At 58.7% G+C, this 24,828-nt stretch carries 24 protein-coding genes; 15 read left to right on the forward strand and 9 right to left on the reverse strand.

Annotated features, from left to right (window positions below):
* The first annotated feature begins 86 nt into the window (after positions 1–86).
* The 9 genes from B195_RS01075 (at position 87) to B195_RS01115 (ending at position 8,125) form a co-directional block, all read left to right on the forward strand.
* Entirely contained in the window at positions 87–1,448 is a 1,362-nt protein-coding gene (locus tag B195_RS01075; protein ID WP_003444596.1) for an OprD family porin, read from the forward strand.
* Between the two features lie 294 nt (positions 1,449–1,742).
* Positions 1,743–2,381 carry a peroxiredoxin gene (locus B195_RS01080; protein ID WP_003444594.1) on the forward strand — a complete coding sequence of 213 codons (639 nt, stop codon included), beginning with the start codon at positions 1,743–1,745 and terminating at the stop codon, positions 2,379–2,381.
* 268 nt (positions 2,382–2,649) lie between these two features.
* Positions 2,650–3,243, forward strand: coding sequence for an NADPH-dependent FMN reductase (gene ssuE, locus B195_RS01085; protein WP_003444592.1), 594 nt, complete (start codon positions 2,650–2,652; stop codon positions 3,241–3,243).
* A gap of 204 nt (positions 3,244–3,447) precedes the next feature.
* Positions 3,448–4,413 carry a sulfonate ABC transporter substrate-binding protein gene (locus B195_RS01090; RefSeq protein WP_003444589.1) on the forward strand — a complete coding sequence of 322 codons (966 nt, stop codon included), beginning with the start codon at positions 3,448–3,450 and terminating at the stop codon, positions 4,411–4,413.
* A 31-nt stretch (positions 4,414–4,444) separates the two neighbouring features.
* Positions 4,445–5,593: an FMNH2-dependent alkanesulfonate monooxygenase gene (gene ssuD / locus B195_RS01095; RefSeq protein ID WP_003444587.1), complete on the forward strand. Its 1,149-nt coding sequence runs from the start codon at positions 4,445–4,447 to the stop codon at positions 5,591–5,593.
* Positions 5,594–5,600: 7 nt separating this feature from the next.
* The gene (ssuC, locus tag B195_RS01100) at positions 5,601–6,407 is read left to right on the forward strand and encodes an aliphatic sulfonate ABC transporter permease SsuC (protein WP_003444585.1); all 807 of its coding nucleotides are present in this window, start codon (positions 5,601–5,603) and stop codon (positions 6,405–6,407) included.
* The gene (ssuB, locus tag B195_RS01105) at positions 6,404–7,210 is read left to right on the forward strand and encodes an aliphatic sulfonates ABC transporter ATP-binding protein (protein WP_003444583.1); all 807 of its coding nucleotides are present in this window, start codon (positions 6,404–6,406) and stop codon (positions 7,208–7,210) included. Before ssuC ends, ssuB begins: the two co-directional genes overlap by 4 nt.
* 35 nt (positions 7,211–7,245) lie before the next feature.
* On the forward strand, positions 7,246–7,461 hold the full coding sequence (locus B195_RS01110; protein ID WP_003444581.1) for a molybdopterin-binding protein: 216 nt from the start codon (positions 7,246–7,248) through the stop codon (positions 7,459–7,461).
* A gap of 205 nt (positions 7,462–7,666) precedes the next feature.
* Entirely contained in the window at positions 7,667–8,125 is a 459-nt protein-coding gene (locus B195_RS01115) for a transposase (protein ID WP_037001674.1), read from the forward strand.
* A gap of 45 nt (positions 8,126–8,170) precedes the next feature.
* On the opposite strand, the gene B195_RS01120 is transcribed toward B195_RS01115, so the two are convergent.
* The 7 genes from B195_RS01120 to B195_RS01150 all read right to left on the reverse strand — a co-directional run bounded on the left by B195_RS01120 (position 8,171) and on the right by B195_RS01150 (position 15,289).
* Positions 8,171–8,797: a bifunctional 2-polyprenyl-6-hydroxyphenol methylase/3-demethylubiquinol 3-O-methyltransferase UbiG gene (locus B195_RS01120; RefSeq protein WP_003444577.1), complete on the reverse strand. Its 627-nt coding sequence runs from the start codon at positions 8,795–8,797 to the stop codon at positions 8,171–8,173.
* Between the two features lie 40 nt (positions 8,798–8,837).
* On the reverse strand, positions 8,838–9,482 hold the full coding sequence (locus B195_RS01125) for a methionine ABC transporter permease (RefSeq protein WP_003444575.1): 645 nt from the start codon (positions 9,480–9,482) through the stop codon (positions 8,838–8,840).
* A complete protein-coding gene (locus B195_RS01130) occupies positions 9,472–10,593 on the reverse strand; it encodes a methionine ABC transporter ATP-binding protein (RefSeq protein ID WP_003444574.1) in 1,122 nt (373 codons plus the stop codon). The genes B195_RS01125 and B195_RS01130 overlap by 11 nt, the downstream gene beginning before the upstream one ends.
* Before the next feature lie 2 nt (positions 10,594–10,595).
* A complete protein-coding gene (locus tag B195_RS01135; protein WP_003444573.1) occupies positions 10,596–11,393 on the reverse strand; it encodes a MetQ/NlpA family ABC transporter substrate-binding protein in 798 nt (265 codons plus the stop codon).
* A gap of 82 nt (positions 11,394–11,475) precedes the next feature.
* Positions 11,476–12,837 carry an LLM class flavin-dependent oxidoreductase gene (locus B195_RS01140; protein ID WP_003444571.1) on the reverse strand — a complete coding sequence of 454 codons (1,362 nt, stop codon included), beginning with the start codon at positions 12,835–12,837 and terminating at the stop codon, positions 11,476–11,478.
* The gene (locus tag B195_RS01145) at positions 12,837–14,033 is read right to left on the reverse strand and encodes an SfnB family sulfur acquisition oxidoreductase (RefSeq protein WP_003444569.1); all 1,197 of its coding nucleotides are present in this window, start codon (positions 14,031–14,033) and stop codon (positions 12,837–12,839) included. The genes B195_RS01140 and B195_RS01145 overlap by 1 nt, the downstream gene beginning before the upstream one ends.
* Positions 14,034–14,047: 14 nt before the next feature.
* On the reverse strand, positions 14,048–15,289 hold the full coding sequence (locus tag B195_RS01150; protein ID WP_003444567.1) for an SfnB family sulfur acquisition oxidoreductase: 1,242 nt from the start codon (positions 15,287–15,289) through the stop codon (positions 14,048–14,050).
* 969 nt (positions 15,290–16,258) lie between these two features.
* Here B195_RS01150 and B195_RS01155 point away from each other — a divergent pair.
* Entirely contained in the window at positions 16,259–17,191 is a 933-nt protein-coding gene (locus B195_RS01155) for an SdiA-regulated domain-containing protein (protein ID WP_003444565.1), read from the forward strand.
* A 92-nt stretch (positions 17,192–17,283) separates the two neighbouring features.
* On the forward strand, positions 17,284–18,183 hold the full coding sequence (locus tag B195_RS01160; RefSeq protein WP_003444563.1) for an SdiA-regulated domain-containing protein: 900 nt from the start codon (positions 17,284–17,286) through the stop codon (positions 18,181–18,183).
* Between the two features lie 78 nt (positions 18,184–18,261).
* On the opposite strand, the gene rpiA is transcribed toward B195_RS01160, so the two are convergent.
* Complete coding sequence (rpiA, locus tag B195_RS01165) at positions 18,262–18,933, reverse strand: ribose-5-phosphate isomerase RpiA (protein WP_003444561.1); 672 nt, start codon at positions 18,931–18,933, stop codon at positions 18,262–18,264.
* A gap of 220 nt (positions 18,934–19,153) precedes the next feature.
* Here rpiA and ilvA point away from each other — a divergent pair, with 220 nt between their 5' ends.
* Positions 19,154–20,671, forward strand: a complete 1,518-nt coding sequence (gene ilvA, locus B195_RS01170) for a threonine ammonia-lyase, biosynthetic (RefSeq protein ID WP_003444559.1) — start codon at positions 19,154–19,156, stop codon at positions 20,669–20,671.
* Between the two features lie 37 nt (positions 20,672–20,708).
* Positions 20,709–21,137: a DUF2269 family protein gene (locus B195_RS01175; RefSeq protein ID WP_003444557.1), complete on the forward strand. Its 429-nt coding sequence runs from the start codon at positions 20,709–20,711 to the stop codon at positions 21,135–21,137.
* 61 nt (positions 21,138–21,198) lie between these two features.
* Here B195_RS01175 and B195_RS01180 read toward each other — a convergent pair whose 3' ends face one another.
* The gene (locus B195_RS01180) at positions 21,199–21,855 is read right to left on the reverse strand and encodes an HAD family phosphatase (protein WP_003444554.1); all 657 of its coding nucleotides are present in this window, start codon (positions 21,853–21,855) and stop codon (positions 21,199–21,201) included.
* Positions 21,856–21,998: 143 nt separating this feature from the next.
* Between B195_RS01180 and B195_RS01185 the strand changes: the two genes are divergently transcribed.
* Both B195_RS01185 and ptsP read left to right on the forward strand, forming a co-directional pair.
* Positions 21,999–22,478, forward strand: a complete 480-nt coding sequence (locus tag B195_RS01185) for an RNA pyrophosphohydrolase (protein WP_003444551.1) — start codon at positions 21,999–22,001, stop codon at positions 22,476–22,478.
* 21 nt (positions 22,479–22,499) lie between these two features.
* Positions 22,500–24,779, forward strand: a complete 2,280-nt coding sequence (gene ptsP / locus B195_RS01190) for a phosphoenolpyruvate--protein phosphotransferase (RefSeq protein WP_003444550.1) — start codon at positions 22,500–22,502, stop codon at positions 24,777–24,779.
* Positions 24,780–24,828: the final 49 nt, after the last annotated feature.

Here is a 24,828-nt window from a genome sequence, read left to right on the forward strand (position 1 = left end):
CGGCGCTAATCGCGCATCTGTAGCACCGAGACGTCAGATCTTGGGTTAAAGAACTACAAAAATTAGAAACGCATAGGAGCAACACCATGAACAAGTCCACCTTGGCCATCGCTGTGGCCGTAGGTTTGTTGGCGCAACAGGCAAGCGCTGCCGGTTTTATTGAAGACAGCAAGGCCACGCTGAAACTGCGTAACTTCTATATCAACAACGATAACCGTGATTCGGGTGCGCCGAAGAACTCCAACTACACCGCTGAATGGGGCCAAGGCTTCCAGCTGGACTACACCTCGGGTTTCACCCAGGGCACAGTTGGTTTTGGTGTGGATGCAATTGGCCTGCTGGGCGTCAAGCTGGACTCCAGCACTGCCAAGCACGGTAACCCGACTGGCCTGAACGCCGGTGGCTCGGTATTCCCAAGCGACGGCGACCACGCTGTGGACGATTTCTCCAGCCTGGGCCTGACGGCTAAAGCCAAGATTTCCCAGACTGAATTGCGCATCGGTACCTTGCAGCCAAAACTGCCGGTCATCGTGACCAACGACGGTCGCCTGCTGCCGCAAACCTTCCAGGGTGGCCAGATCACCTCCAGCGAGTTCAAGGACCTGACCTTCACCGGCGGCCAGATCGAACACGCCAAGGGTCGTAACTCCACCAACAACGAAGGCCTGTCGATTGCTGGCGCCAACGGTGGCTCCAACTACGACACCGGCAAATTTGTTAACAAGTTCTATTACGGCGGTGCCGACTACAAGGTCAACAAAGACCTGTTGCTGCAGTACTACTACGGCAATCTGGAAGATTTCTACAAGCAACACTTCCTGGGTCTGACCCACAACTGGTCCATCGGTCCGGGCGTGTTGAAAACTGACTTGCGCTACTTCAACAGCTCCGATGACGGTAAAAACGGCCATGATCCGCTGTATTACACCTCCGGTGACTACGCCCATAGCTCGACGGGCAACGGCAAAGGCAAGGTTGATAACAACCTGTACAGCGGTCTGTTCCTGTACACCGTTGAAGGTCACACCTTCGGTGGCGGTTACCAGGTCAGCAACGGCAGCAGTGACTTCCCTTGGCTGAACCAGGGCGACGGTTCGTCGGCTTACCTGACTACCGACATGCAAATCCAGAAGTTCGCCCGTGCTGGCGAACGTACCTGGCAGGCTCGCTACTCGTATGACTTCGCCAAGCTTGGCGTTCCCGGCCTGACGGCGGGCGCGGTTTACCTGCGTGGCGACAACATCGACACCTACAGCGGCAACAAGCAGACCAGCAATGGCGCTTCCGAGTGGGAACGCGATATCACTGTGGCCTACGTGGTACAGGAAGGCGCGTTGAAAAACCTCGGCTTCATGTGGAAAAACGCCATGTGGCGCAACGACATTGCCAACCAGCGCGACCAGGACGAAAACCGTCTGATCGTCAGCTACTCGATTCCGTTGCTGTAAGCCGGTTGTAGTAACAGGCAAGAAAAATCCTGCCCGGCGCAATGCCGGGCAGGGTGTTTACCGAAGACCGAATCGATCAATTCGCAACACATTTGAATGTCGCAGCTCCCTGCCGCTCCCCTTGCCTAAACCTGAATCCAGAGTGGCCCCATGCCTTGGCCGCGTCCAATGAAACAGTTTTTAATATTCCTTTATGCTCTAACCAAATCGATATTTATTCTTTTTAATTAGTTCATGGTGCAGGCAGAGTAAGTCCATCACGCCCTGCCATTCCCTATAAAAAGGAGCTGCACCATGAGCCTCAGACTCGGCGACATCGCCCCCGATTTCGAACAGGATTCCAGCGCCGGCAAGATTCGTTTTCATGAATGGCTGGGCGATAACTGGGGCGTGCTGTTTTCACACCCGGCGGACTTCACCCCGGTCTGCACCACCGAGCTGGGCTTCACCGCCAAGCTCAAGGACGAATTTGCCAAACGCGGGGTCAAAGCCATCGCGCTGTCCGTCGACCCGGTGGACTCGCATCACCGCTGGATCGAAGACATCAACCAAACCCAGAACACCCAGGTCAACTTTCCGATCCTGGCCGATGCAGATCGCAAAGTGTCCGATCTCTACGATCTGATTCACCCCAATGCCAGCGATACCCTGACGGTGCGCTCGCTGTTCGTGATTGATCCGAACAAAAAGATTCGCCTGACCATCACCTATCCGGCCAGCACCGGACGCAATTTCAATGAAATTTTGCGCGTGATCGATTCGTTGCAACTGACCGACAACTTCAAAGTTGCCACCCCGGCCAACTGGCAGGACGGCGACGAAGTGGTGATCGTGCCGTCGCTAAAGGATGAAGACGAAATCAAGAAGCGCTTCCCCAAGGGCTACCGCGCCGTGAAGCCCTACCTGCGCCTCACGCCACAGCCAAACAAATAATCCTCTCCTGTAGAAGCCAGCTTGCTCGCGATCTTTTTGATCTGCACGGCTCGCTCCTGCAGAGTTTCCATCTTCAAGTGCAACAGGGTTTGGGGCCGTTTCGACGGCCCTTTTTTTTGCGCTTTGAATCGTCAAATCTCATATTCATTTAAGGAATAAACAAATGAATAAATATGATTTATAGATATATAAATCACCTGTTAAGGTCTTCTCACTCAAGCGAAAACGCTGACAGCGAATTGCACACATTCACTCAAGGAAATGCCCGATGCTGGTCGTGACACTCGGAGGTAGCCCAAGCCAACGATCCCGCTCCGGGGTGCTGCTGGACCGCGCCAAACACTGGCTCAACCAGCAAGGCGTAGAAGTCGTGAGTTACCAGGTACGTGACTTTGCGGCCGAAGACTTGCTCCACGCACGTTTTGACAGTCCGCAAATCATCAATCTGTTGCAACACATTGAAAATGCCGATGGCCTGGTGATTGCGACGCCGGTGTACAAGGCCTCGTTCAGCGGTGCACTGAAAACCATCCTTGATCTGCTGCCTGAGCGCGCCCTGAGCCATAAAGTGGTATTGCCCATCGCTACGGGTGGCAGCATCGCCCACATGCTGGCCGTGGACTACGCCCTCAAGCCGGTGCTCTCTGCGCTCAAGGCTCAGGAAATGCTGCACGGCATTTTTGCCGATGACAGCCAGATTGCTTACGGCGAAGGCGGCGCACAAGCGCAACTGGTGCCGATCCTGGAACAACGCTTGAGCGAGGCTCTGGAGCAGTTTTACAGCGCCCTGGCCCGCCGTCCGAAACCGCTGGACCCGAACATTCTCAACGAGCGCCTGCGCACGGCTCGCTGGAGTATCTGAACCAATCGATGCCACGGCATCTGTGTGGGAGCTGGCTTGTCAGCGATTGAGGCGCCCCGGATTGCCTGAGGCGATGCAGTGATGCCAGCGCCGGCAAGCCAGCTCCCACAGATACAGCCCACAGTTTCAAGCAATTCCGCCTTACCGATCCGCTAACGGCCCGGCAGGTGCAACCCGAATCTCGAACCTTAATAGGAGAGCGCCATGCGCCCTGTCATTTTGCGTCGTGGAGTGGTCGCACTGTTAGCTGCGGCCGTGTCCTTTGGCGTCGTTTTACACGCTCAGGCCGATGCCCTGCGTATCGGTTATCAAAAGTACGGCACCCTGGTGCTGCTCAAGGCCAAGGGCACGCTGGAGAAGCGTCTGGCCGAGCAGGGTGTCGAGGTGCAATGGACTGAATTCCCCGGTGGCCCGCAGTTGCTTGAAGGCCTGAACGTCGGCTCCATCGACTTCGGCGTGACGGGTGAAACCCCGCCGGTGTTCGCCCAGGCCGCCGGTGCCGATCTGCTGTATGTCGCCTACGAGCCGCCCGCTCCGACCAGCGAAGCGATTCTGGTGCCCAAGGATTCGCCGATCAAATCGGTCAAAGACCTCAAAGGCAAAAAGGTCGTGCTCAACAAAGGCTCCAACGTTCACTACCTGTTGGTGCGTGCCCTGGAAGACGCCGGCCTGAAGTACAGCGATATCCAGACCATATTCCTGCCGCCCGCCGATGCCCGTGCTGCGTTTGAGCGGGGCAGTGTCGATGCCTGGGTCATCTGGGACCCGTACCAGGCCGCTGCCGAACAACAGCTGCAGGCACGCACCCTGCGTGATGCCAGCGCGCTTGCCGACAATCATCAGTTCTACCTGGCGACCAAGCCTTACGCCGAACAGCATCCCAAGGTCATCGAGACCCTGATCGAAGAAGTGCGCAATGTCGGTGAGTGGGCCAAAGCCAACCCGGAAGAAGTCACGCAGCAAGTGGCGCCGCTCCTGGGCCTGGCGCTTGATATCACCCGCACGGCGGTCAAGCGCCAGGGCTACGGCGCGCAGTTCTTGACCCCTGAAGTGGTCAACGCCCAGCAAAAAATCGCTGACAGTTTTTACCAGCTCAAGCTGATTCCCAAGCCGCTGGTTGTGAAAGATGTGATCTGGACACCACCGGCCGCTGTGGCCAAAGCCAACTAACGCTTGCCGTACCCATTCAGGAGACAACTCCATGAGCCTCAATATTTTCTGGTTCCTGCCTACCCACGGTGACGGCCATTACCTTGGCACCTCCGAAGGCGCCCGTGCCGTTGATTACGGTTACCTGCAACAAGTGGCACAAGCGGCAGACCGCCTGGGTTTTGGCGGAGTTCTGATCCCTACCGGCCGCTCGTGCGAAGACTCGTGGCTGGTGGCGGCAGCATTGATCCCTGTCACTCAGCGCCTGAAATTTCTGGTGGCGCTGCGTCCGGGTATCGTCTCGCCGACCGTGGCAGCCCGTCAGGCCGCGACCCTGGACCGACTGTCCGGCGGACGCGCGCTGTTCAATCTGGTGACTGGCGGTGACCCGGAAGAACTGGCCGGTGACGGCCTGTTTCTGAGCCACGAAGAGCGCTATCAGGCCTCGGTAGAGTTCACCCGCATCTGGCGCCGCGTGCTTGAAGGCGAAACCGTGGACTACGACGGTCAGCACATCACGGTCAAAGGCGCCAAGTTGCTGTACCCGCCGATCCAGCAACCGCGTCCGCCGCTGTACTTCGGCGGCTCTTCGGAAGCTGCGCAGGATCTGGCCGCAGAGCAGGTTGAAATGGTTCTGACCTGGGGCGAGCCACCGGCTGCGGTCGCCGAAAAAATTGCCCAGGTACGGGCCAAGGCTGCCAAACACGGACGTACCGTACGTTTCGGCATTCGCCTGCACGTCATCGTGCGCGAAACCAACGACGAGGCCTGGAAAGCGGCAGACAAACTTATTTCTCATCTGGATGACGACACTATTGCCCGGGCCCAGGCTTCACTGGCGCGTTTCGATTCCGTCGGCCAGCAGCGCATGGCTGCCCTGCACGGCGGCAGCCGCGACAATCTGGAAGTCAGCCCCAACCTGTGGGCGGGGGTCGGTCTGGTGCGCGGTGGTGCGGGTACGGCTCTGGTGGGTGACGGCCCGACAGTGGCAGCACGGGTCAAGGAATACGCCGATCTGGGCATCGACACCTTTATTTTTTCCGGCTACCCGCATCTGGAAGAGTCGTACCGGGTGGCTGAACTGCTGTTTCCGCACCTCGATATCGAGCGCCCGGAACTGCCGAAAAGTTCGGGATACGTGAGTCCGTTTGGCGAAATGGTGGCCAACGATATTCTTCCTAAAGCTGCTGCGCAGAGTTGAGGCGGCCATGAGCAAGGGCAAGGCTTCAAGCCTCAATAGCATCGGCCACAAACTGGCGCCCTGGGCCTTGCCGGTATTGCTGCTGGCGGTATGGCAGCTGTCGGTATCGGCGGGCTGGTTGTCGACCCGCATTCTGCCTGCCCCTAGCGCCGTATTCGCGGCCGGGGTCGAGTTGGTGCGCAGTGGCGAGATCTGGAAACACCTCGCCATCAGCGGCTGGCGCGCCGGGGTCGGTTTTGTCATCGGTGGCAGCATCGGCCTGGTGCTGGGCTTCATCACCGGCTTGTCGAAATGGGGCGAGCGCCTGCTGGACAGTTCGGTGCAAATGATCCGCAACGTACCGCACCTGGCGCTCATCCCTCTGGTCATCCTGTGGTTCGGGATCGACGAGTCGGCGAAGATTTTCCTGGTGGCGCTGGGGACTTTATTCCCCATCTACCTCAACACCTATCACGGCATCCGCAACGTAGACCCTGCTTTGGTGGAAATGGCGCGCAGTTACGGGCTGTCCGGTTTCAGCCTGTTTCGCCAGGTGATCCTGCCCGGTGCCTTGCCTTCGATCCTGGTGGGGGTGCGTTTTGCCCTGGGCTTTATGTGGTTGACCCTGATCGTGGCCGAAACCATTTCCGCCAGCTCCGGCATTGGCTACCTGGCGATGAACGCCCGGGAGTTTTTGCAAACCGACGTGGTCGTGCTGGCGATTGTTCTGTACGCGGTGCTCGGCAAATTGGCCGATACCGCGGCCCGGGGCCTGGAGCGTGTGTGGTTGCGCTGGCACCCGGCCTATCAAGTGGTTAAAGGCGGTGCAGCATGACGGCTCAACAACCTCCGCGTTTGCGTCAGGGCATTCCGCTGGCCATCAAAGGCCTGCAAAAGTCTTTTGCTGAGCGTCAGGTCCTGCGTGACATCAATCTGCATATTCCTGCCGGTCAATTCGTGGCGATAGTCGGGCGTAGCGGTTGTGGCAAAAGCACCCTGATGCGCCTGCTGGCCGGGCTCGATCAACCGACGGCTGGCCAACTGCTGGCAGGCACGGCAGCACTGGAAGAAGTCCGCGAAGACACGCGGCTGATGTTTCAGGAAGCGCGTTTGCTGCCCTGGAAAAAAGTCATCGACAACGTCGGGCTAGGGCTCAAGGGCGACTGGCGTGCCAAGGCGCTAAAAGCGCTGGAAGAGGTGGGTCTGGCCGAGCGCGCCAATGAATGGCCGGCGGCTTTATCGGGCGGGCAAAAACAGCGTGTGGCCCTGGCTCGTGCGCTGATTCACCAGCCGGGCCTGTTGTTACTGGATGAACCCTTGGGTGCGCTGGATGCCTTGACCCGCATCGAGATGCAGCAACTGATCGAACGCCTGTGGCGCCAGCACGGATTCACCGTATTGCTGGTGACCCACGACGTCAGCGAAGCCGTTGCGATTGCCGATCGGGTCATCCTGATCGAAGACGGCGAAGTGGGGCTGGACCTCACAGTCGAACTGCCGCGCCCCCGGGTGCGCGGATCGCACCGGCTGGCGGCACTGGAAACAGAAGTACTCAACCGGGTACTTGCCTTGCCTGGCTCGCCCCCTGAGCCGGAACCCGTTGCACCGCTGCCTACGCAACTGCGCTGGGCGCAATAACCGCACTTTTCTATCCCAAGACAGGAATCGACACCATGACCATCAAAGCCATCAACGTTCGCAACCAGTTCAAAGGCCATATCAAGGAAATCGTGCTGGGCGACGTGCTTTCGGAAATCGACGTACAAACGGCATCGGGCATCGTTACCTCGGTCATCACCACCCGTTCGGTCAAAGAGCTGGAGCTGGTAGTGGGCAGCGAAGTAATCGCCTTTGTAAAATCCACCGAAGTATCCATCGCCAAGTTGTAAAGCATGAAAGACCGATCCCCGAGCGGTGTAAGCCCCTCGGGGTTTTTTATGCTTTATCTGTAGGAGCGAGCTTGCTCGCGAGCCTTTGAAGCTCGCGAGCAAGCTCGCTCCTACAGACCAGACATATTCAGAACTACCATCGTGTTTCAGAGCTTTGAGCCTCCATTAGTCTTTGTCTTTTGATACTTATTCAGAGGGTAAAGGAATGTCAGGCTCTATCCATGGATGTCCGCTTCGCACAGGCAGAGTCTCTGAGACGGGTCGGATTTATCTGCTCACGGCCGTGGTGAAAGACCGTGAACCGACTTTCAGCAACTTTCATAGCGCTCGACTTTTGATCAATGAACTTCGCAGAACTCAAAGCGAGGGATTGGTTAAATCACTCGCCTGGGTCGTCATGCCCGATCACTTTCATTGGTTGATCGAACTACAAGACGCCAGCCTTGCGACAGTCATGAGACGGACAAAATCGTGCAGTGCTCGAGTGATTAACGCGGCCTGTAAACGCAATAATCATTTTTGGCAAAAGGGCTATCACGACCGGGCGATTCGTTATGACGAAGATCTGGCAAGCGTCGCCCGCTATGTCGTCGCCAACCCCCTGCGGGCAGGTTTGGTGCAGCGCCTGGGCGATTACCCGCACTGGGATGCCATATGGCTCTAACCCCTGTAGGAGCGAGCTTTCCTCGCGAGCTTTCAAGGCGGGGAGTCAGGCTTTACGCCACACACTCACCAGCCACGGCTGCTGGTCGCGGGGCAGGCCGGGGGGGCGGTAGTAGTGTTCCAGTTCGACAAAACCCGCCCCGGTAAGCATCGCCTGCCAGTTTTCCAGGTCGTGGTATGCCCCGTAACGCTGGCCATTCCAGCCTTCTCGATTGTCCCCGCGGGGGTTGGAACTCAGCAGTACGCCGCCAGGCTTCAGGGTGGCGTGCAGCTTGCCCAGTACTTGCGCAAGCTCTTGGGTCGGTACGTGGAACAACGAGGCGTTGGCGAAGATGCCGTCAAAGTGTTCGGCAGGCAGGCCCAGCTTGAGAAAGTCCTGATGCCATACTTCACAGCCACTGTCCTGGCGGGCCATCTGGGTGAAGCGTTCAGTGCCGTCGAGCCCGACCGCTACATGCCCCAGGCGGGTGAAGGTTTGCAGATCGCGCCCCGGGCCGCAGCCAAAATCCAGAAGGGTAAATGGCGCGCTGCCCTGGATATGCCGCAGTAATGCGTCGATGTTCTGGCTCACATCATGGTCGCGAGTCCCTTCGCGAAAGCCTTCGGCACTCTGCTGATAATGCTCCAGCGTGGTGGCGGCAATCTGTTCGAGGGTTTTTGCATCGAGGGTCATGGCAGGCTCGGTCGGCGGCAGTCTGGCCGCCGACTATACCTCAGCGTTTGTTCAGTACGCGGGCCAGGCGATCACCGCCAAGCTGAATCAACGCCACCAGCACCACCAGCAACACAATCACGGTCAGCATGACCTGGGTGTCAAAGCGCTGATAACCGTAGCGGTAGGCAATGTCACCCAGGCCACCGGCCCCTATGGCTCCGGCCATGGCCGATGAGTTGATCATGGTCACCAGGGTGATGGTGAAACCGCCGACAATGCCCGGCAAGGCTTCAGGCAACAGCACGTGCCAAATGATGTGGTGGCGTTTGCAACCCATGGCTTGCGCGGCCTCGATCAGGCCGTGATCCACTTCGCGCAGGCTGACTTCGGCGATCCGTGCGAAGAACGGTGTAGCGGCGATGGTCAGGGGTACGACGGCAGCCCAGACGCCGTAGGTAGTGCCGACAATCAGGCGGGTGAAGGGGATCAGCGCCACCATCAAAATCAGAAAGGGAATGGAACGGAACAGGTTCACGAACGCGCCCAGTGCCTGGTTCAGCCTGGGGGCCTGATAAATACCGCCCTTGCCGCTGGTGACCAGAATCACCGCCAGCGGAATGCCCAGGATTAATGCGATCAGTGACGACACACCGACCATTAAAAAGGTGTCGATCACACCCTGCCATAGACGTTCAAATCCCATAACCCACGACCTCGACCTGTTGTGCCCATTGTCCGGCGCGCTTGCGTAATTCGTCCGCCCCCAGAGAGTTGCTGGTCACGCTGAGCAACAGTTGGCCCAGGGCGTGCCCCTGAATCTGCTCAACCCCGCCATGCAGCAGCCGCACCTGACCGCCCAGGGCGCTGAACAACGCACCCAGGTCCGGTTCCTGCTCCTGGCTGCCGGTAAAACGCAGACGCAGAATCACACTCGAATGTGACGATGCCGGCTGCGCACTGATGCGGTTTTTCAGGGCTTCGGGCAGGTTGTCCTGCAGCGGTGAGAGCAAGGTTTTGCTGACCTCATGCTGCGGGTCGCCGAACACTTGCCACACCGGGCCCTGCTCGACGATCCGGCCTTGTTCCAGTACCACCACGCGGTGACAGATATCGCGAATCACCGCCATCTCGTGGGTGATGAGGATGATGGTCAGGCCCAGGCGCTGATTGATCTCGCGCAGCAGACCGAGAATCGACTGGGTGGTCTCCGGATCAAGGGCCGAGGTGGCTTCGTCACAGAGCAGGATGGCCGGGTCGTGGACCAGCGCGCGGGCAATGCCAACCCGTTGTTTCTGCCCTCCCGACAGTTGCGCCGGGTAGGCCTTGTGCTTGCCTTGCAGGCCCACCAGCTCCAGCAACTCGCGGACTTTCTGTTCCCGCTGCAGTCTGGGTACGCCAGCTACCTTGAGCGGCAGTTCGACGTTCTGCCACACGGTCTTGGCTGACATCAGGTTGAAGTGCTGGAAGATCATGCCGGTTTGTCGGCGCAGCGCCACCAGCCGGTTTTCATCGAAGTCACCGATGTCGATTTGATCGATCAGCACGCGACCGTTGCTGGGTTGTTCCAGGCGATTGATGGTGCGAATCAGCGAGGATTTGCCGGCGCCGCTGCGACCGATAATGCCGAAAATCTCCCCGTGCTGAATCGCCAGGTCGATATCCTTGAGGGCATCCACCGGCCCCTGTTGGCCGTCATAGGTTTTGCCTACACCGATAAAACGCACATGGGCCTGGCTCAGTTCAGGGTGCAGCCGGGTGTGGGTCGCGCTTGGCTGCGGCTGATCGAGCCGCTCGCGAGCAATTGCCACGTTCATGTTCAGTTATCCCAGCCAGGTTGATACAGGGTGCCGTAGGCCTTATCCAGCGAGGCTTTGACCACAGGCGAATGCTGGTAGATATCGACAAATCTGGCCAGTCGCGGGTCGTCCTTGTTCTTGGGCTGGATCACGAATTGAATGACGTATTCCGGGTGGTCGATGCCGTCAAACAACAGCGCCGAGTTGGCATCGAAGTTTTTCGACAGGCGTATGTAGTGCGGGTACCCCTGCACCAGATCGGCATCGTCATAGGCGCGTACCAGCTGTACGGCTTCGACCTGCAGGATCTTGATGTTTTTCGGATTGGCGACGATATCTTCTTCGGTCGCCTTGTAGCCTACGCCGGGCTTGAGGGTGATGAGGCCGGCCTTGGCCAGCAGTTGCAGGCCGCGTCCACTGTTGATCGGGTCATTGGCGATGGCCACCGTAGCGCCCTGGGGAAGTTGGTCCAGGCTTTTGTATTTTTTCGAGTACAGGCCCACGTTGTTGATGATGCCTTTGGCATAGGGCACCAGGTTAAACCCGCCTGCAGCGTTGGCATTTTCCAGGAACGGGATGTGCTGGAAGTAGTTCACGTCGATGTCGCCGCTGTTGAGGCTGACGTTGGGAGCGATCCAGTCGCTGAACTCGATCAGCTCGACATCCAGGCCTTGCTTCCTGGCTTCGTTCACCGTCGTTTCAAGGGCGGGAGCAAAGGCCGCCGTGGTGCCGACCTTGAGCGGGGCGTCGCTGGCGAACACGATGCCGCTGAACAGTCCGAGCGCCAGAACCAGTGGGGTTAAGTGTTTTTTGTGCATGGGGCAAATTCCATTCAAAAATTCAGAATTCAAATCCTCCAGGAGCGAGCATCAGACGGCTCGTGAGCTCGCTCCTGCAGGGTTATTCGGGTTGGCGGTAAGCGGCGCCCGTATGCCGTTCAGGCAAGTGCGCGTCGCCCTCGGTAAAGAGTTTTTGCCGCAGGCTGCCGGTGTCATATGCGGTCTTGTAGGAGCCCCGGCGTTGCAGCTCGGGGACTACCAGATCGATAAAGTCGACATAGCTTTCCGGCGTCACGATGCGGGTCAGGTTGAAGCCGTCCAGACCGGTCTCTTCGATCCACGATTCGAGCTCGTCGGCCACCTGTTGCGGTGAGCCCACCAATGTCATGTAGCGCCCGCCCAGTGCGTGTTGTTCAAGCAGTTTGCGCCGGGTCCAGTCGTTGTTTTGCAGCACTTTGGTAGCGGACTGGATGGCGTTGTTCTTCACGTACTGGATCGGCTCGTCCAGTTCGTAGTCGGCAAAGTCGATGCCTGTGGAGCTGGAAAAATGCGCCACCCCGGCTTCGGCACTGGCATAGCCCAGGTACTCGTCGCGCTTGGCCCGGGCCAGGGCTTCGGTGGGCGCGACTATCACGTTGAGGCCCATAAACAGTTTGATGTCATCCGGGTTGCGTCCTGCCGCCGCGGCGCTGGCGCGAACCTTGTCGACCTGGGTTTTGGTCGCCGCCTTGGTCTGGCCACTGATAAACACGCACTCGGCATGGCGCCCGGCAAACACCAGACCGCGATCCGAACTGCCGGCCTGAAACAGTACCGGCGTGCGCTGGGGTGAGGGTTCGCACAGGTGATAGCCCTCGACCTGGTAGAACTCGCCGGCATGTCTGACCTTGTGCACCTTGTCGGGACGGGCATAGATGCGCTGTGCCGGGTCGTTGACCACGGCGCCGTTTTCCCAGCTGCCTTCCCAGAGTTTGTACAACACCTCCAGGTATTCATCGGCCTGGTCGTAACGCCGGTCATGTTCGACCTGTTCGCTCAGGCCCATGGCTTTGGCCGCGCTGTCCAGATACCCGGTGACGATGTTCCAGCCCACACGGCCGCGGGTCAGATGGTCCAGTGTCGACATGCGACGGGCGAATAAATACGGGGGCTCGTAGGTCAGGTTTGCGGTCAGGCCAAAGCCAAGGTTTCTGGTTACGGCCGCCATGGCCGATACCAGCAGCAGCGGGTCGTTGACCGGCAGCTGGATCGACTCCTTGAGCGGCACATCAACCGACTGTTGATAGACGTCGTAGACGCCGACGATATCGGCGATAAACAGCCCGTCAAACAGCCCGCGCTCCAGCAGCTGCGCCAGCTCAGTCCAGTATTCGAGGGTGTTGAACTGGGTGGAGTTGTCCCGTGGATGCGTCCACAGACCGTGGTTGATGTGGCCAATGCAGTTCATGTTGAAGGCATTGATCAGGATTTTCTTTTTGCTCATCAGATGGTCCCCCGCAATGGCGGGTTCGTATCGTTGAGGTAGTAATTGCCCACCGCGTGATATTTCCAGCGCACCGGATCGTGCAGGGTGTGGACCCGGGCGTTGCGCCAGTGGCGATCGAGCCCGTGTTCGGCGAGGGTGGCCTGGCTGCCCGCCAGTTCAAACAGGGTGCTGCCTGCGGCCAGCGAAATCTCGGTGCTGATGGCGCGCGCTTCTGCCACCGCAATCGAGGCAGCTGCCACGGTGCCGGCATGGGTATTGGCCTGGGCGATATCCAGCAGTTCACCGGCGCGCTCCAGCAAGGCTTCGGCGGCATGCAGACGCACACTCAGGCGGCCAAAGCTTTTCAGGGTGAGCGGGTCTTCGCTGGCGATATCGCTGGTGGCGTCGATCCAGGGCCGGGTCTTGGTGCGCACAAAATGCAGCGCGTCTTCAAAGGCGGCGCGGGCGATGCCGGTGTCGATGGCGGCATGGAGGATTTGCGCCAGCGGGCCAACCGGGGTCGGGCGCTCAAAGGCGCTTTGAAACGGGATCACGTCATCAGCGGCGACGAACACATTGTCGAACAGCACCGAGCCGCTGCCGGTGGTGCGCTGGCCGAAGCCGCTCCAGTCGTCAATCACGGTCAGGCCGTCGCTGTCGCGGGGCACAAACGCCAGGTGCTGTACGCCGTTATCATCCACCACCGAGGTCGGAATACGCTGCGCATACAGGGCGCCGGTGGCGTAAAACTTGCGACCGGTGATGCGGTAGCCGTCTTCGGCCCTGGCCAGGTGGGTGGTACGGTCGTGGGCGGTTTTAGTGCCGATTTCGGCCAGGGCATTACCAAAGCGCTGTCCGGCCAGGACCTCGGCATATAGCCGCGCCTGTTGTGCCGGCGTGCCATTGACCCGCAGTACTTCAAGTGCATAGAAATGGTTTTGCGGAATTTGCCCCAGCGAGGCGTCAGCAGCAGCAATCAATGCCACCACCTGAGCCAGCGTGACATTGGACACGCCGGCGCCACCCCAGGCCTGCGGCACGGTAATGCCCCACAGGCCGGTGTGGGAAAACAGTTCGAGTTCATCAAGCGGCAGGCGTCGATCGCGGTCGCGTACAGCACTTTCGCGTTTGAAATGTGCGGCCAGTTCACGGGCTACGCTCAGGGCCTCGGCATCACTGCGGATGACCGGGACCTGTTTGGATATCAGGGACATGGGTATCTCCGTAGTCAAATCCAGGAATGCCGGGCAGGCAGGGTGCCGTTGAGGCGGTAGGTGCCGATGGCGTGGTATTTCCAGCGGACCGGGTCGTGCAGGGTATGAACCCGTGCGTTGCGCCAGTGTCGGTCGAGGTTGAAACGGGCGAGGGTGGCGCTGCTGCCCGCCAGTTCGAAAAGTTTTTCGCTGGCCAGCAACGACAGCTCGGTGCTCAGCACCTTGGCTTCGGCCACGGCAATCGAGGCCCGGGCGGCGGCCTGCGCGTCAATCGGTGCGGCGCTGACTTCATCCAGTACCCGGCCGGCTTTGCGCAACAAGGCTTCGGCGGCATGCAACTCGATCTTCAATTTGCCAATGTCGGCGATGACATAGGGATCATCGCTGTTGCGCTCGACCCTGGCGTCGATCCACGGCCGGGAACGTTCGCGTACAAAACTGATGGTGTCGGTGATGGCTTCGCGGGCGATGCCCAGATCGATGGCGGCCTGGATCAGTTGCGACACCGAGCCCTGAATGTTCGGCACTTCGCCCAAACGCCAGCTGTCGATGACCAGTTCGTCATCAATGCGCACGCTGTTGAGCAACACGGTACCGCTGGCAGTGGTGCGCTGGCCAAAGCCGGACCAGTCATCGACAACGCGCAGGCCGGGAGTCCCGCGGCGAACAAAGGCCATGACCGGTTTGCCGTCGTCGTTGAGCGCCTTGACTGCAATCCAGTGCGCGAACAGTGCACCGGTGGAGTAAAACTTCTGACCACTGATGACGAAATCATTCTTGTCAGCGGTTATGCGTGCCTTCAAGTCCAGGGTGTTTTTACTGCCGCGTTCAGGCCCCGCATTACCGATGCGCCAGCCCTGCAGCACGCTGCTGAACAGTTGCTCTTTTTGCGATTGACTCGCGGTGCTGGAAATCAGATTGAGAATGCCCACCTGGTTCTGCGGAATCTGCCCCAGCGCCGGGTCGGCGGCCGAAATAATGGCAAACACTTCAGCCAGGGTGACGAAGGAAACCTGTGGCCCGCCGAACTCCCGGGGAATGGAGATACTGCCAAGTCCACTGCGGGTGAACTGCTCAATAAGTGACCAGGGCAATTTGCGTTGCTGATCGCGCCTGGCCGCGTGCTCACGGGCGGCGGCAGCCAGATCGCGTGCGGCTTCAAGGGCTTCGTTGTCGGTGCGCAGGATGTGCGCTGCGAGCAACAAGGGGGCGACATCCAGGTCGCTTTGCAGGTGTGCATTAGCCAGATTCGACATCACTGCTGCTCCTTGGCTGCACGCAATGCCCTGGCGATTTCCACAAGGGTAATTGTGTTACGGACCATACCTACCTCGCATCTCATTGGAGCACCGCTTGAGCGGTGCAGATAAAAGCTGGAAAGTCCGGTGGTCCGGTGCATATACCCTAATTGAGTATAAAAATTAAAAGAACTAACTTTTAGGAATATGGATAGACGATTCGTCCTGGCTGGCTGTTGCGCCAGAGGGGCTGCGGCTTTGCATTACCCGGGGGAGCCCTGCGAGTGCCACCCATGCGCGATATGGATCTGTCCTGTTTGCTGGAACAAGGACCAGTCCGTGAGAGGCTTTTGCCGTATTTGTCCCGTGGTGATTTACAAAATCCGGGGCAGACCAACTCAGCGAACAGAAGCGCCGTTAATACACCTTGGTCAGCTACGTCACCCTCGCCGGCTACACCTCTTCAGTTACCTTCTAGTACCCCTCGCTCCTATTTTTAAGCTCTCGTTCGAGAAAGGACGAGCCGCCCTGGCTTGACTATCAAACCAAGGGGGCTTTGAAGAGAACGTTTACTACATTCAGGTATTCCAGGCGTCGACACCCGATCGCATAACTAACAGAACGACCCATGAACATAGCCGCACTGAAACTTTAAGTGCGGCTTTTTAATCTGTATGTCTATATATGCTGTGATTTTTTTATCTTTGATTCATGTTGCAAACGTATTTGATCAAACCACTCAAACCCTTTCAGGGGACCCACTGAGCACGATCCAGACGCGCTCCTCAGTGGCGCTAGAAAAACCCTTTGCAAGCCGTGGTAGGCCTGCCTCGTAACATTTATTCACAGCCCCCCGATTCCGGTGTGTATTTCGCTGCATTTATCATTTATTTCACAACGCATCTGCATAATAGGTTCGAGCCAGGCAGTGGATTTGCCCGCTTTGTGATATTTAGACGTTGCCAAATTTCCCGGAAGATTATTCAAATGGCTTCAGACCCTCAGCTGACCCCGCCTGCACGCTCTCGCTTCAGCCTGCGCTGGTATTACTGGCTTGTACTGCTTGGCGCCGTGCTCTATGGGGTGGCGGCCATCATGCATTGGGATGACCGGGGGGCGTTGTGGGTGCTGGAGCAATTTGAGAACCCGCAAGAACAGAACGAAAGCGTGTGGTTGCCGGACTACACGGCGGTTATTGATGGCAAGCCGTTACCGGGGATGGAAAAGGATGAAGCGTCGGACCTGGCCTATAACCCGCTGAGCAAAACCCTGTTTTCGGTGATGGGCAAGAACCCGTTTCTGGTGGAGCTGACCCTCGATGGCGATGTCCTGCGCAAAATTCCGCTGGTGGGCTGGAGCAACCCTGAAGGCCTGACGGTGATGGAAAATGGTCTGCTGGCCATTGTCGATGAGCGTGAGCACTTGCTGACCATCGTCAATATCGATGCCAACACCAAAACCCTGAATATCGCCGACTTCCCCAAATACAACCTGGGCCCCTCCAGGAACCAGAACAAAGCCTTCGAGGCCATTGCCTGGGACCCGCGCCGCCAGCAACTGTTGCTGGGCGAAGAGCGCCCGCCGCAGTTGTATGTATGGAAAAGCGACGGCGGCCAGGTCCTCTCTGGAAGCAAGCAGAAGGTGCCTAGCGATGAACTGGATTTGCGCAACCTTTCGGCTTTGAGCATTGATCCGAGAACGGGCCATACCCTGGTGCTTTCGGCGGATTCGCACATGTTGCTGGAGCTCGATGAACTGGGCGAGCAAGTCAGTTTCATGACCTTGCTGCGCGGTTTCAATGGTCTCAAAAACACCATTCCCCGGGCTGAAGGGGTGGCGATCGATGAAAACGGCACCCTGTATATGGTCAGTGAGCCGAATCTGTTTTATCGCTTTGAGAAAACTCCGAAAAAACCTTGAGCCGGTTGCGGCGCAAGACCGGCGGCGTTATTAAGTTTGAGTTCAGCCAGTCGTGGTATTTCACCCGCCTGATTTGTTTAGGGTTCGTCTCAATGCGCCGCTTCAATCGTGCTACCGCTCTTGTGCTGTGCCTGACTCTGCTGGCTGCGGGTTTCGCCGCACAACATTACCGTCTGTTCGAGCACACCTGGTTCAAGGTCAGCCGGCTATGGCAACAGGCCAACCCCGCAGCAATCAATCTGGGCGAGTATCGCGCCGTGCTGCAAGGCCAGGTGATTGAAGGGCTTGAGGACAATGTCTCGGCACTGACCTACGACCCGCTGCGTAAAAGCCTGTTTACCGTGACCAACAAAAAAAGCGAACTGGTGGAGTTGAGCCTGGATGGCCGGATTCTGCGGCGTATTGCCCTGATCGGGTTTGGCGATGCCGAGGCAGTCGAGTTTATTGACGCCAATACCTACGTGATTGCCGACGAACATGAGCAGCGGCTGTTCAAGGTCAAGGTTGATGACAACACTCAGGTACTGGATGCCCGGGAGGCGAAGCAGCTGACGCTGGGGATCCATCAGCGGGGTAACAAGGGATTTGAAGGGTTGGCCTACGACTCGGTCGGCAAGCGTCTGTTTGTGGCCAAGGAGCGGGATCCGATGCTGATTTATGAAGTGCGGGGCTTCCCTCAGGACAATCCCCAAACGCCGTATGCCATCCACGTGGTGAGCAATGCGCGGCGCGATGCCCGGTTATTTGTGCGCGATCTGTCGAGTTTGCAGTTTGACGAGCGCAGCGGGCATTTGCTGGCCTTGTCCGATGAGTCGAGGTTGTTGCTGGAGCTGGATATAGACGGGCGGCCCATCAGCACGCTGTCGCTGAAAAAGGGCCGTCATGGCCTGAAAAAAACAGTGCCACAAGCGGAAGGTGTCGCCATGGACGACGAAGGAGCGTTATACGTGGTGAGTGAGCCAAATCTGTTCTACGTGTTCAAAAAGCCATAAAACATTAAAAACAAACCGTAGGAGCGAGCTCGCGAGCTCTTGATGGCGGTTTGAGAAGCTCGCTCCTATAAGTTGGGGTTAGCGGGTCAGGGTTTTCACGCCTTCGGCGGTACCCAGCAACAGCAGGTCAGCCGGGCGGGCAGCAAACAGGCCGTTGGTCACGACGCCGACGATGGCGTTGATCTGACGCTCCAGCTCTACCGGGTTGGTGATCTGCATGTTGAACACGTCGATGATGATGTTGCCGTTGTCCGTCACCACACCTTCGCGGTAAACCGGGTCGCCGCCCAGCTTGACCAGTTCGCGGGCTACATGGCTGCGGGCCATCGGGATCACTTCAACGGGCAGCGGGAACGCGCCCAGTACCGGGACCAGCTTGCTGCCGTCGGCGATGCAGATAAAGGTCTTGGCCACAGCGGCCACGATCTTCTCGCGGGTCAGGGCTGCGCCGCCGCCTTTGATCAGGTTCAGGTTTTCGTCGCTTTCGTCTGCGCCATCGACATAGAACTCCAGGTCGCTGACGGTGTTCAGTTCGTAAACCGGAATACCGTGGCCCTTGAGGCGGGCGGCAGTGGCTTCGGAACTGGCCACGGCACCGTCGAAGGCACCCTTGTGCAGAGCCAGGGCATCGATAAAGCAGTTGGCCGTGGAGCCGGTACCGACCCCTACAACGCTCTTGTCATCCAGCTTTGGAAGGATGAAGTCGACGGCAGCCTGGGCTACGGCCTGTTTGAGTTGGTCCTGGGTCATGGGGGCTCCGGGCGGGAAGGGGAACAGAAAGGCCGGCATTATAGAGGCAACTAACCGGGGATGTGGACGGCCTGATGTCTGGCGCCATGTTGGTCGCTGGCAAGCCCGCTGCCGCTGGATGGGGGAGCGGGCCAATAAACCTTCCCTTTCGTGTGGTCGGTTGCGCAAACGCTGGGGTAGACTCCTTGGTCCCTGCCAACCCGCCCAGTGAAGCTTTCCGATGCTCGAACAGTACGTTAAGAAAATCCTCACCTCGCGCGTTTATGACGTTGCCGTAGAAACTCCCTTGCAAGCTGCCAACCAGCTCACCGCGCGGCTGGGCAACCATATTTTGCTCAAGCGCGAAGATTTGCAGCCGGTGTACTCGTTCAAGATTCGCGGCGCTTACAACAAGCTCATGCACTTGAGCGACGCCGAGCGCGCCTGTGGTGTAGTCACCGCGTCGGCGGGCAATCATGCACAGGGGCTGGCTCTGGCAGCCAAGGTACTGGGGGTCAAGGCCACCATCGTCATGCCCAAAACCACCCCCGAGATCAAGGTCGAAGGTGTGCGTTCCCGGGGCGGTATCGTGGTGCTGCATGGCGATACTTTCCCTGAAGCCCTGGCCTACTCGCTGCAATTGGTCGAGAAGGAAGGCTACGTCTACGTTCACCCCTACGATGACCCGCATACCATTGCCGGGCAGGGCACCGTGGCGATGGAGATTCTGCGCCAGCACCCGGCACCGCTGGATGCGATCTTCGTGCCGGTGGGCGGCGGCGGGCTGATCGCCGGGATTGCCGCGTATGTGAAATACCTGCGTCCCGAGATCAAGATCATTGGCGTCGAGCCCGATGATTCCAACTGCCTGCAAGCCGCGATGGCGGCCGGCGAGCGCGTGGTGCTGCCTGCGGTCGGGATTTTCGCCGATGGTGTGGCCGTGGCCCAGATTGGCCAGCACACCTTCGATATCTGCAAAGACTACGTCGACGAAGTCATCACCGTCAGCACCGACGAAATCTGTGCGGCAATCAAGGATATTTTCGACGATACCCGCTCGATCACCGAACCTGCCGGCGCCCTGGGTGTGGCAGGGATCAAGAAGTATGTGGAGCAGCGCGGTGTGCGTGGCCAGACCCTGGTTGCCATCGACTCCGGTGCCAATGTTAACTTCGACCGCCTGCGCCATGTGGCCGAGCGAGCCGAGCTGGGTGAGGGCCGCGAAGCCATTATCGCGGTAACCATTCCTGAGGTGCCGGGCAGTTTCAAGGCGTTCTGCCAGGCCGTCGGCAAGCGTCAGATCACCGAATTCAACTATCGCTACCACACCGGCAGCGAGGCGCACATTTTTGTTGGGGTGCAGACCCATCCGGAAAACGACCCCCGCAGCGCACTGCTGGCCAGCCTGACCGAACAGGGCTTCCCGGTGATCGACCTGACCGAGAACGAACTGGCCAAGTTGCACATCCGGCACATGGTTGGCGGGCATGCAGCCAAGGTCAGCGATGAACTGCTGTTCCGTTTCGAGTTTCCGGAGCGCCCGGGCGCGCTGTTCAACTTCCTGCACAAGCTGGGCGGGCGCTGGAACATTTCGATGTTCCATTACCGTAACCACGGGGCGGCCGATGGTCGGGTCATGGCCGGGCTGCAAGTGCCTGCCGATGAGCGTCATCTGGTGCCTGCCGCGCTGGCCGAGATTGGCTACCCATATTGGGATGAGAGCGATAACCCGGCGTATCAGCTGTTTCTTGGCCGATAGCCGCTACGCTGACTGAACGGCTCAAGGGATTAATCAAATGGAAACGTTCACCGCGTTAAAACTGCTGCATGGCGTATCGACACTGCTGCTATTGGTCAGCGCCATTGTGTTGCTGGTGGTGGTGATTCGACGCTGGCGGGCAGGGGATAAAGACCTGTCGGGCGGCATCGTCAGGCGGCCCTGGGCTTTTGTCTGGGCGCTAATGGCCCTGTGCCTGGTGGCGTTGCCGGTGAGCGGCTGGTTTCTGGTGCACATGGCCGGCTGGCCGCTGAGTCAGCTGTGGTTGCTGGCGGGCAGCAGTTTGTACCTGGTGGGCGGCTTGAGCTGGTTGTGGTTGCTGGTACGGCTCAATCGCCTGCGGTTGGGGCGAGTGGCCAGGCATCCTGGATTTACGCTGGGGCTGGCGATTTTTTGTACGATTTGCTTTATCGCCATTGCTGGGCTGATGGGGGCCAAGCCGGTTTGACCCTGTTGCATCTGCAGGAGCGAGCTTGCTCCTGCAGTAGGTTGTGGGGGTGGGGGTCGGATCAGTCGCGCAGCGTCATCACTGGCCAGCCGCGTTTTTCGGCTTCGGCCCGCAGGTTAGGATCAGGATCAACCGCCACCGGGTGGGTCACTTGCTCCAGCAGCGGCAAGTCGTTCATCGAGTCGCTATAGAACCAGCTGTCTTCCAGGCTGTAGCCATTTTCTTCGATCCAGCGGTTCAGGCGTGTCACCTTGCCTTCACGAAAGCACGGCACGTCTGTGCTGCGCCCGGTATAGCGGCCATCGACGATTTCGCACTCGGTGGCAATCAGGTGTTCCACGCCGAGCTTTTGGGCGATCGGTGCCGTTACCACGCGGTTGGTGGCTGTGATAATGACCAGCGTGTCGCCTGCTGCACGGTGTTTTTCCAGCAGGGCTTGTGCCTTGGGCAACATCAACGGCTCGATGCAATCGCGCATGAATTCGCGGTGCCATTGATCCAGTTGAGCCATGTCATGCCGGCCAAAGATTTCCATGCTGAAATTAAGGTAGGCGGCGTTGTCGAGTTTGCCGGCCAGGTAATCCTGATAAAAGGCATCGTTGCGCGCCTTGTAAGCGTCGCCGTCGAGAATGCCCCGCTGGCACAAGTAATCGCCCCAAGCGTGATCGCTGTCACCGCCCAGAAGGGTGTTGTCCAGGTCGAATAAAGCCAGTCGCATTGAAATTACCCGCTGAAGTGTCTGTTAAAAGGCCACAAGAATACGGTCTTTTCATAAGAGTGCACATAAGGCGGGAAGGCGCGTTGCTGCTTTCACAACCTTTGTGGAACAATGCGGTGACATGCGTTTGCGAGGTTGTTGCCGTGATCGACCCCGATGGTTTCCGCCCTAATGTCGGGATTATTCTGACAAATGATGCTGGTCAGGTACTTTGGGCTCGCCGAATCAATCAAGACGCGTGGCAGTTTCCCCAGGGTGGTATCAACCCTGATGAGACGCCGGAAGACGCCTTGTATCGTGAGTTGAACGAAGAAGTTGGCCTTGAGCGCGAAGATGTGGAAATACTCGCCTGCACGCGAGGCTGGTTGCGTTATCGTTTGCCGCAACGTCTGGTCCGTACCCATAGCCAACCGCTGTGTATCGGTCAGAAGCAAAAGTGGTTTTTGCTGCGCCTGGTCTCCAACGAGAAACGGGTGCGGATGGATTTGACCGGTAAACCGGAGTTCGATGGCTGGCGTTGGGTCAGTTATTGGTATCCGTTGGGCCAGGTGGTGACATTCAAGCGCGAGGTTTACCGTCGCGCTCTCAAAGAGCTTGCCCCGCGCCTTTTAACGCGCGCCTGACACGGAGTTCGACCCCGAGCCATGCTCAATACGCTGCGCAAGATCGTCCAGGAAGTTAACTCCGCCAAGGATCTCAAGGCGGCGTTGGGGATTATTGTGCTGCGCGTCAAAGAGGCCATGGGCAGTCAGGTCTGCTCGGTCTATTTGCTCGATCCAGAGACCAATCGTTTTGTCCTGATGGCGACCGAGGGCCTGAACAAGCGCTCGATCGGCAAGGTCAGCATGGCGCCCAACGAAGGCCTGGTGGGTCTGGTGGGCACCCGTGAAGAACCTCTGAACCTCGAAAACGCCGCCGATCACCCTCGTTATCGTTACTTTGCAGAAACCGGTGAAGAGCGGTATGCCTCTTTCCTCGGCGCGCCGATCATCCACCACCGCCGAGTGGTGGGGGTTCTGGTCATCCAGCAAAAAGAACGTCGTCAGTTCGATGAGGGTGAAGAAGCCTTCCTCGTGACCATGAGCGCGCAGCTGGCGGGGGTTATTGCCCATGCCGAAGCCACGGGCTCGATCCGCGGCCTGGGACGTCAGGGCAAGGGCATTCAGGAAGCCAAGTTCGTCGGTGTGCCGGGTTCGCCCGGTGCGGCGGTCGGTACGGCGGTGGTCATGTTGCCCCCGGCCGATCTGGACGTGGTTCCGGACAAGAGCATTACCGATATCCCGGCTGAAATTGCGCTGTTCAAAACCGCCCTCGAAGGTGTGCGCAACGATATGCGCGCGGTGTCGAAAAAACTCGCCACCCAGTTGCGGCCCGAAGAACAGGCGCTGTTCGACGTGTATCTGATGATGCTCGACGATGCGTCGCTGGGCAGCGAAGTCAAAAATGTGATCAAGACCGGCCAGTGGGCTCAGGGCGCGTTGCGCCAGGTGGTGTCTGATCACGTCAACCGTTTCGAATTGATGGACGACGACTACCTGCGCGAGCGGGCGTCGGATGTGCGTGACCTCGGGCGGCGTCTGCTGGCCTATTTGCAACATGACCGCCAGCAAACCATGGTCTACCCCGACCACACCATCCTGGTCAGCGAAGAGCTGACCGCGACCATGCTCGGTGAAGTACCCGAAGGCAAGCTTGCGGGCCTGGTGTCGGTACTGGGTTCGGGCAACTCCCACGTGGCGATTCTGGCCCGGGCCATGGGGATTCCGACGGTAATGGGTCTGGTTGACCTGCCGTACTCCAGGGTCGACGGCATCCAGATGATCGTCGACGGCTACCATGGCGAGGTCTACACCAACCCCAGCGATGTGCTGCGCAAGCAATATGCCGAGGTTGTCGAAGAAGAACGCCAGCTGTCACAAGGCCTGGATGCCTTGCGTGAGCTGCCGTGCATCACACCTGACGGGCATCGCATGCCATTGTGGGTCAACACCGGCCTGCTGGCAGATGTGGCCCGTGCACAGCAGCGTGGCGCCGAAGGCGTAGGTCTGTACCGCACCGAAGTGCCGTTCATGATCAATCAGCGCTTTCCGAGCGAAAAGGAGCAGCTGGCGATTTATCGCGAGCAACTCGCAGCCTTCCATCCGCAACCGGTGACCATGCGCAGCCTGGACATTGGCGGCGACAAGTCACTGTCGTACTTCCCCATCAAAGAAGACAACCCGTTCCTTGGCTGGCGCGGGATCCGCGTCACCCTCGACCACCCCGAAATCTTTCTGGTGCAGGCCCGGGCCATGCTCAAGGCCAGCGAAGGCCTGAACAACCTGCGTATTTTGCTGCCGATGATTTCCGGCACCCACGAACTTGAAGAAGCCCTGCACCTGCTGCACCGTGCCTGGGGTGAAGTGCGCGACGAAGGCACTGATGTACCGATGCCGCCAATCGGGGTAATGATCGAAATTCCGGCAGCGGTGTACCAGACCAAGGAGCTGGCGCGCCAGGTGGACTTCCTGTCGGTGGGCTCCAACGACCTGACCCAATACCTGCTGGCCGTGGACCGTAACAACCCGCGGGTAGCCGATCTGTATGACTACTTGCACCCGGCGGTGCTGCAGGCCCTGCAATCAGTGGTGCGCGATGCACATGCCGAAGGCAAGCCGGTCAGTATTTGCGGTGAGATGGCGGGTGATCCGGCGGCGGCAATCTTGCTGATGGCCATGGGTTTTGACAGTTTGTCGATGAACGCCACCAACTTGCCGAAAGTGAAGTGGATGTTGCGTCAGGTCAGCCTGAGCCGCGCGAAGGAACTGCTGGCCGAAGTGATGACCATCGACAACCCGCAGGTGATTCGCAGCACCGTGCAACTGGCTCTGAAAAACATGGGCCTGACCCGCATGATGAATCCGGCGGCGATCAAGCCGTATTGATCGTCCCTCTGCAGGACTGTAGGCGCGAGCTGTTAAAAGCTCGCTCCTA

This window comes from Pseudomonas sp. Lz4W (genome assembly GCF_000346225.2).
In the GTDB taxonomy this organism is placed as follows: Bacteria; Pseudomonadota; Gammaproteobacteria; order Pseudomonadales; family Pseudomonadaceae; genus Aquipseudomonas; species Aquipseudomonas paraversuta.

What these genes read in the sequence shown, in the direction of transcription:
- B195_RS01075 (WP_003444596.1), top strand. Translation starts at nt 87, where the DNA reads ATGAACAAGTCCACCTTGGCCATCGCTGTGGCCGTAGGTTTGTTGGCG.
- B195_RS01080 (WP_003444594.1), top strand. Translation starts at nt 1,743, where the DNA reads ATGAGCCTCAGACTCGGCGACATCGCCCCCGATTTCGAACAGGATTCC.
- ssuE (WP_003444592.1), top strand. Translation starts at nt 2,650, where the DNA reads ATGCTGGTCGTGACACTCGGAGGTAGCCCAAGCCAACGATCCCGCTCC.
- B195_RS01090 (WP_003444589.1), top strand. Translation starts at nt 3,448, where the DNA reads ATGCGCCCTGTCATTTTGCGTCGTGGAGTGGTCGCACTGTTAGCTGCG.
- ssuD (WP_003444587.1), top strand. Translation starts at nt 4,445, where the DNA reads ATGAGCCTCAATATTTTCTGGTTCCTGCCTACCCACGGTGACGGCCAT.
- ssuC (WP_003444585.1), top strand. Translation starts at nt 5,601, where the DNA reads ATGAGCAAGGGCAAGGCTTCAAGCCTCAATAGCATCGGCCACAAACTG.
- ssuB (WP_003444583.1), top strand. Translation starts at nt 6,404, where the DNA reads ATGACGGCTCAACAACCTCCGCGTTTGCGTCAGGGCATTCCGCTGGCC.
- B195_RS01110 (WP_003444581.1), top strand. Translation starts at nt 7,246, where the DNA reads ATGACCATCAAAGCCATCAACGTTCGCAACCAGTTCAAAGGCCATATC.
- B195_RS01115 (WP_037001674.1), top strand. Translation starts at nt 7,667, where the DNA reads ATGTCAGGCTCTATCCATGGATGTCCGCTTCGCACAGGCAGAGTCTCT.
- B195_RS01120 (WP_003444577.1), bottom strand. Translation starts at nt 8,797, where the DNA reads ATGACCCTCGATGCAAAAACCCTCGAACAGATTGCCGCCACCACGCTG.
- B195_RS01125 (WP_003444575.1), bottom strand. Translation starts at nt 9,482, where the DNA reads ATGGGATTTGAACGTCTATGGCAGGGTGTGATCGACACCTTTTTAATG.
- B195_RS01130 (WP_003444574.1), bottom strand. Translation starts at nt 10,593, where the DNA reads ATGAACGTGGCAATTGCTCGCGAGCGGCTCGATCAGCCGCAGCCAAGC.
- B195_RS01135 (WP_003444573.1), bottom strand. Translation starts at nt 11,393, where the DNA reads ATGCACAAAAAACACTTAACCCCACTGGTTCTGGCGCTCGGACTGTTC.
- B195_RS01140 (WP_003444571.1), bottom strand. Translation starts at nt 12,837, where the DNA reads ATGAGCAAAAAGAAAATCCTGATCAATGCCTTCAACATGAACTGCATT.
- B195_RS01145 (WP_003444569.1), bottom strand. Translation starts at nt 14,033, where the DNA reads ATGTCCCTGATATCCAAACAGGTCCCGGTCATCCGCAGTGATGCCGAG.
- B195_RS01150 (WP_003444567.1), bottom strand. Translation starts at nt 15,289, where the DNA reads ATGTCGAATCTGGCTAATGCACACCTGCAAAGCGACCTGGATGTCGCC.
- B195_RS01155 (WP_003444565.1), top strand. Translation starts at nt 16,259, where the DNA reads ATGGCTTCAGACCCTCAGCTGACCCCGCCTGCACGCTCTCGCTTCAGC.
- B195_RS01160 (WP_003444563.1), top strand. Translation starts at nt 17,284, where the DNA reads ATGCGCCGCTTCAATCGTGCTACCGCTCTTGTGCTGTGCCTGACTCTG.
- rpiA (WP_003444561.1), bottom strand. Translation starts at nt 18,933, where the DNA reads ATGACCCAGGACCAACTCAAACAGGCCGTAGCCCAGGCTGCCGTCGAC.
- ilvA (WP_003444559.1), top strand. Translation starts at nt 19,154, where the DNA reads ATGCTCGAACAGTACGTTAAGAAAATCCTCACCTCGCGCGTTTATGAC.
- B195_RS01175 (WP_003444557.1), top strand. Translation starts at nt 20,709, where the DNA reads ATGGAAACGTTCACCGCGTTAAAACTGCTGCATGGCGTATCGACACTG.
- B195_RS01180 (WP_003444554.1), bottom strand. Translation starts at nt 21,855, where the DNA reads ATGCGACTGGCTTTATTCGACCTGGACAACACCCTTCTGGGCGGTGAC.
- ptsP (WP_003444550.1), top strand. Translation starts at nt 22,500, where the DNA reads ATGCTCAATACGCTGCGCAAGATCGTCCAGGAAGTTAACTCCGCCAAG.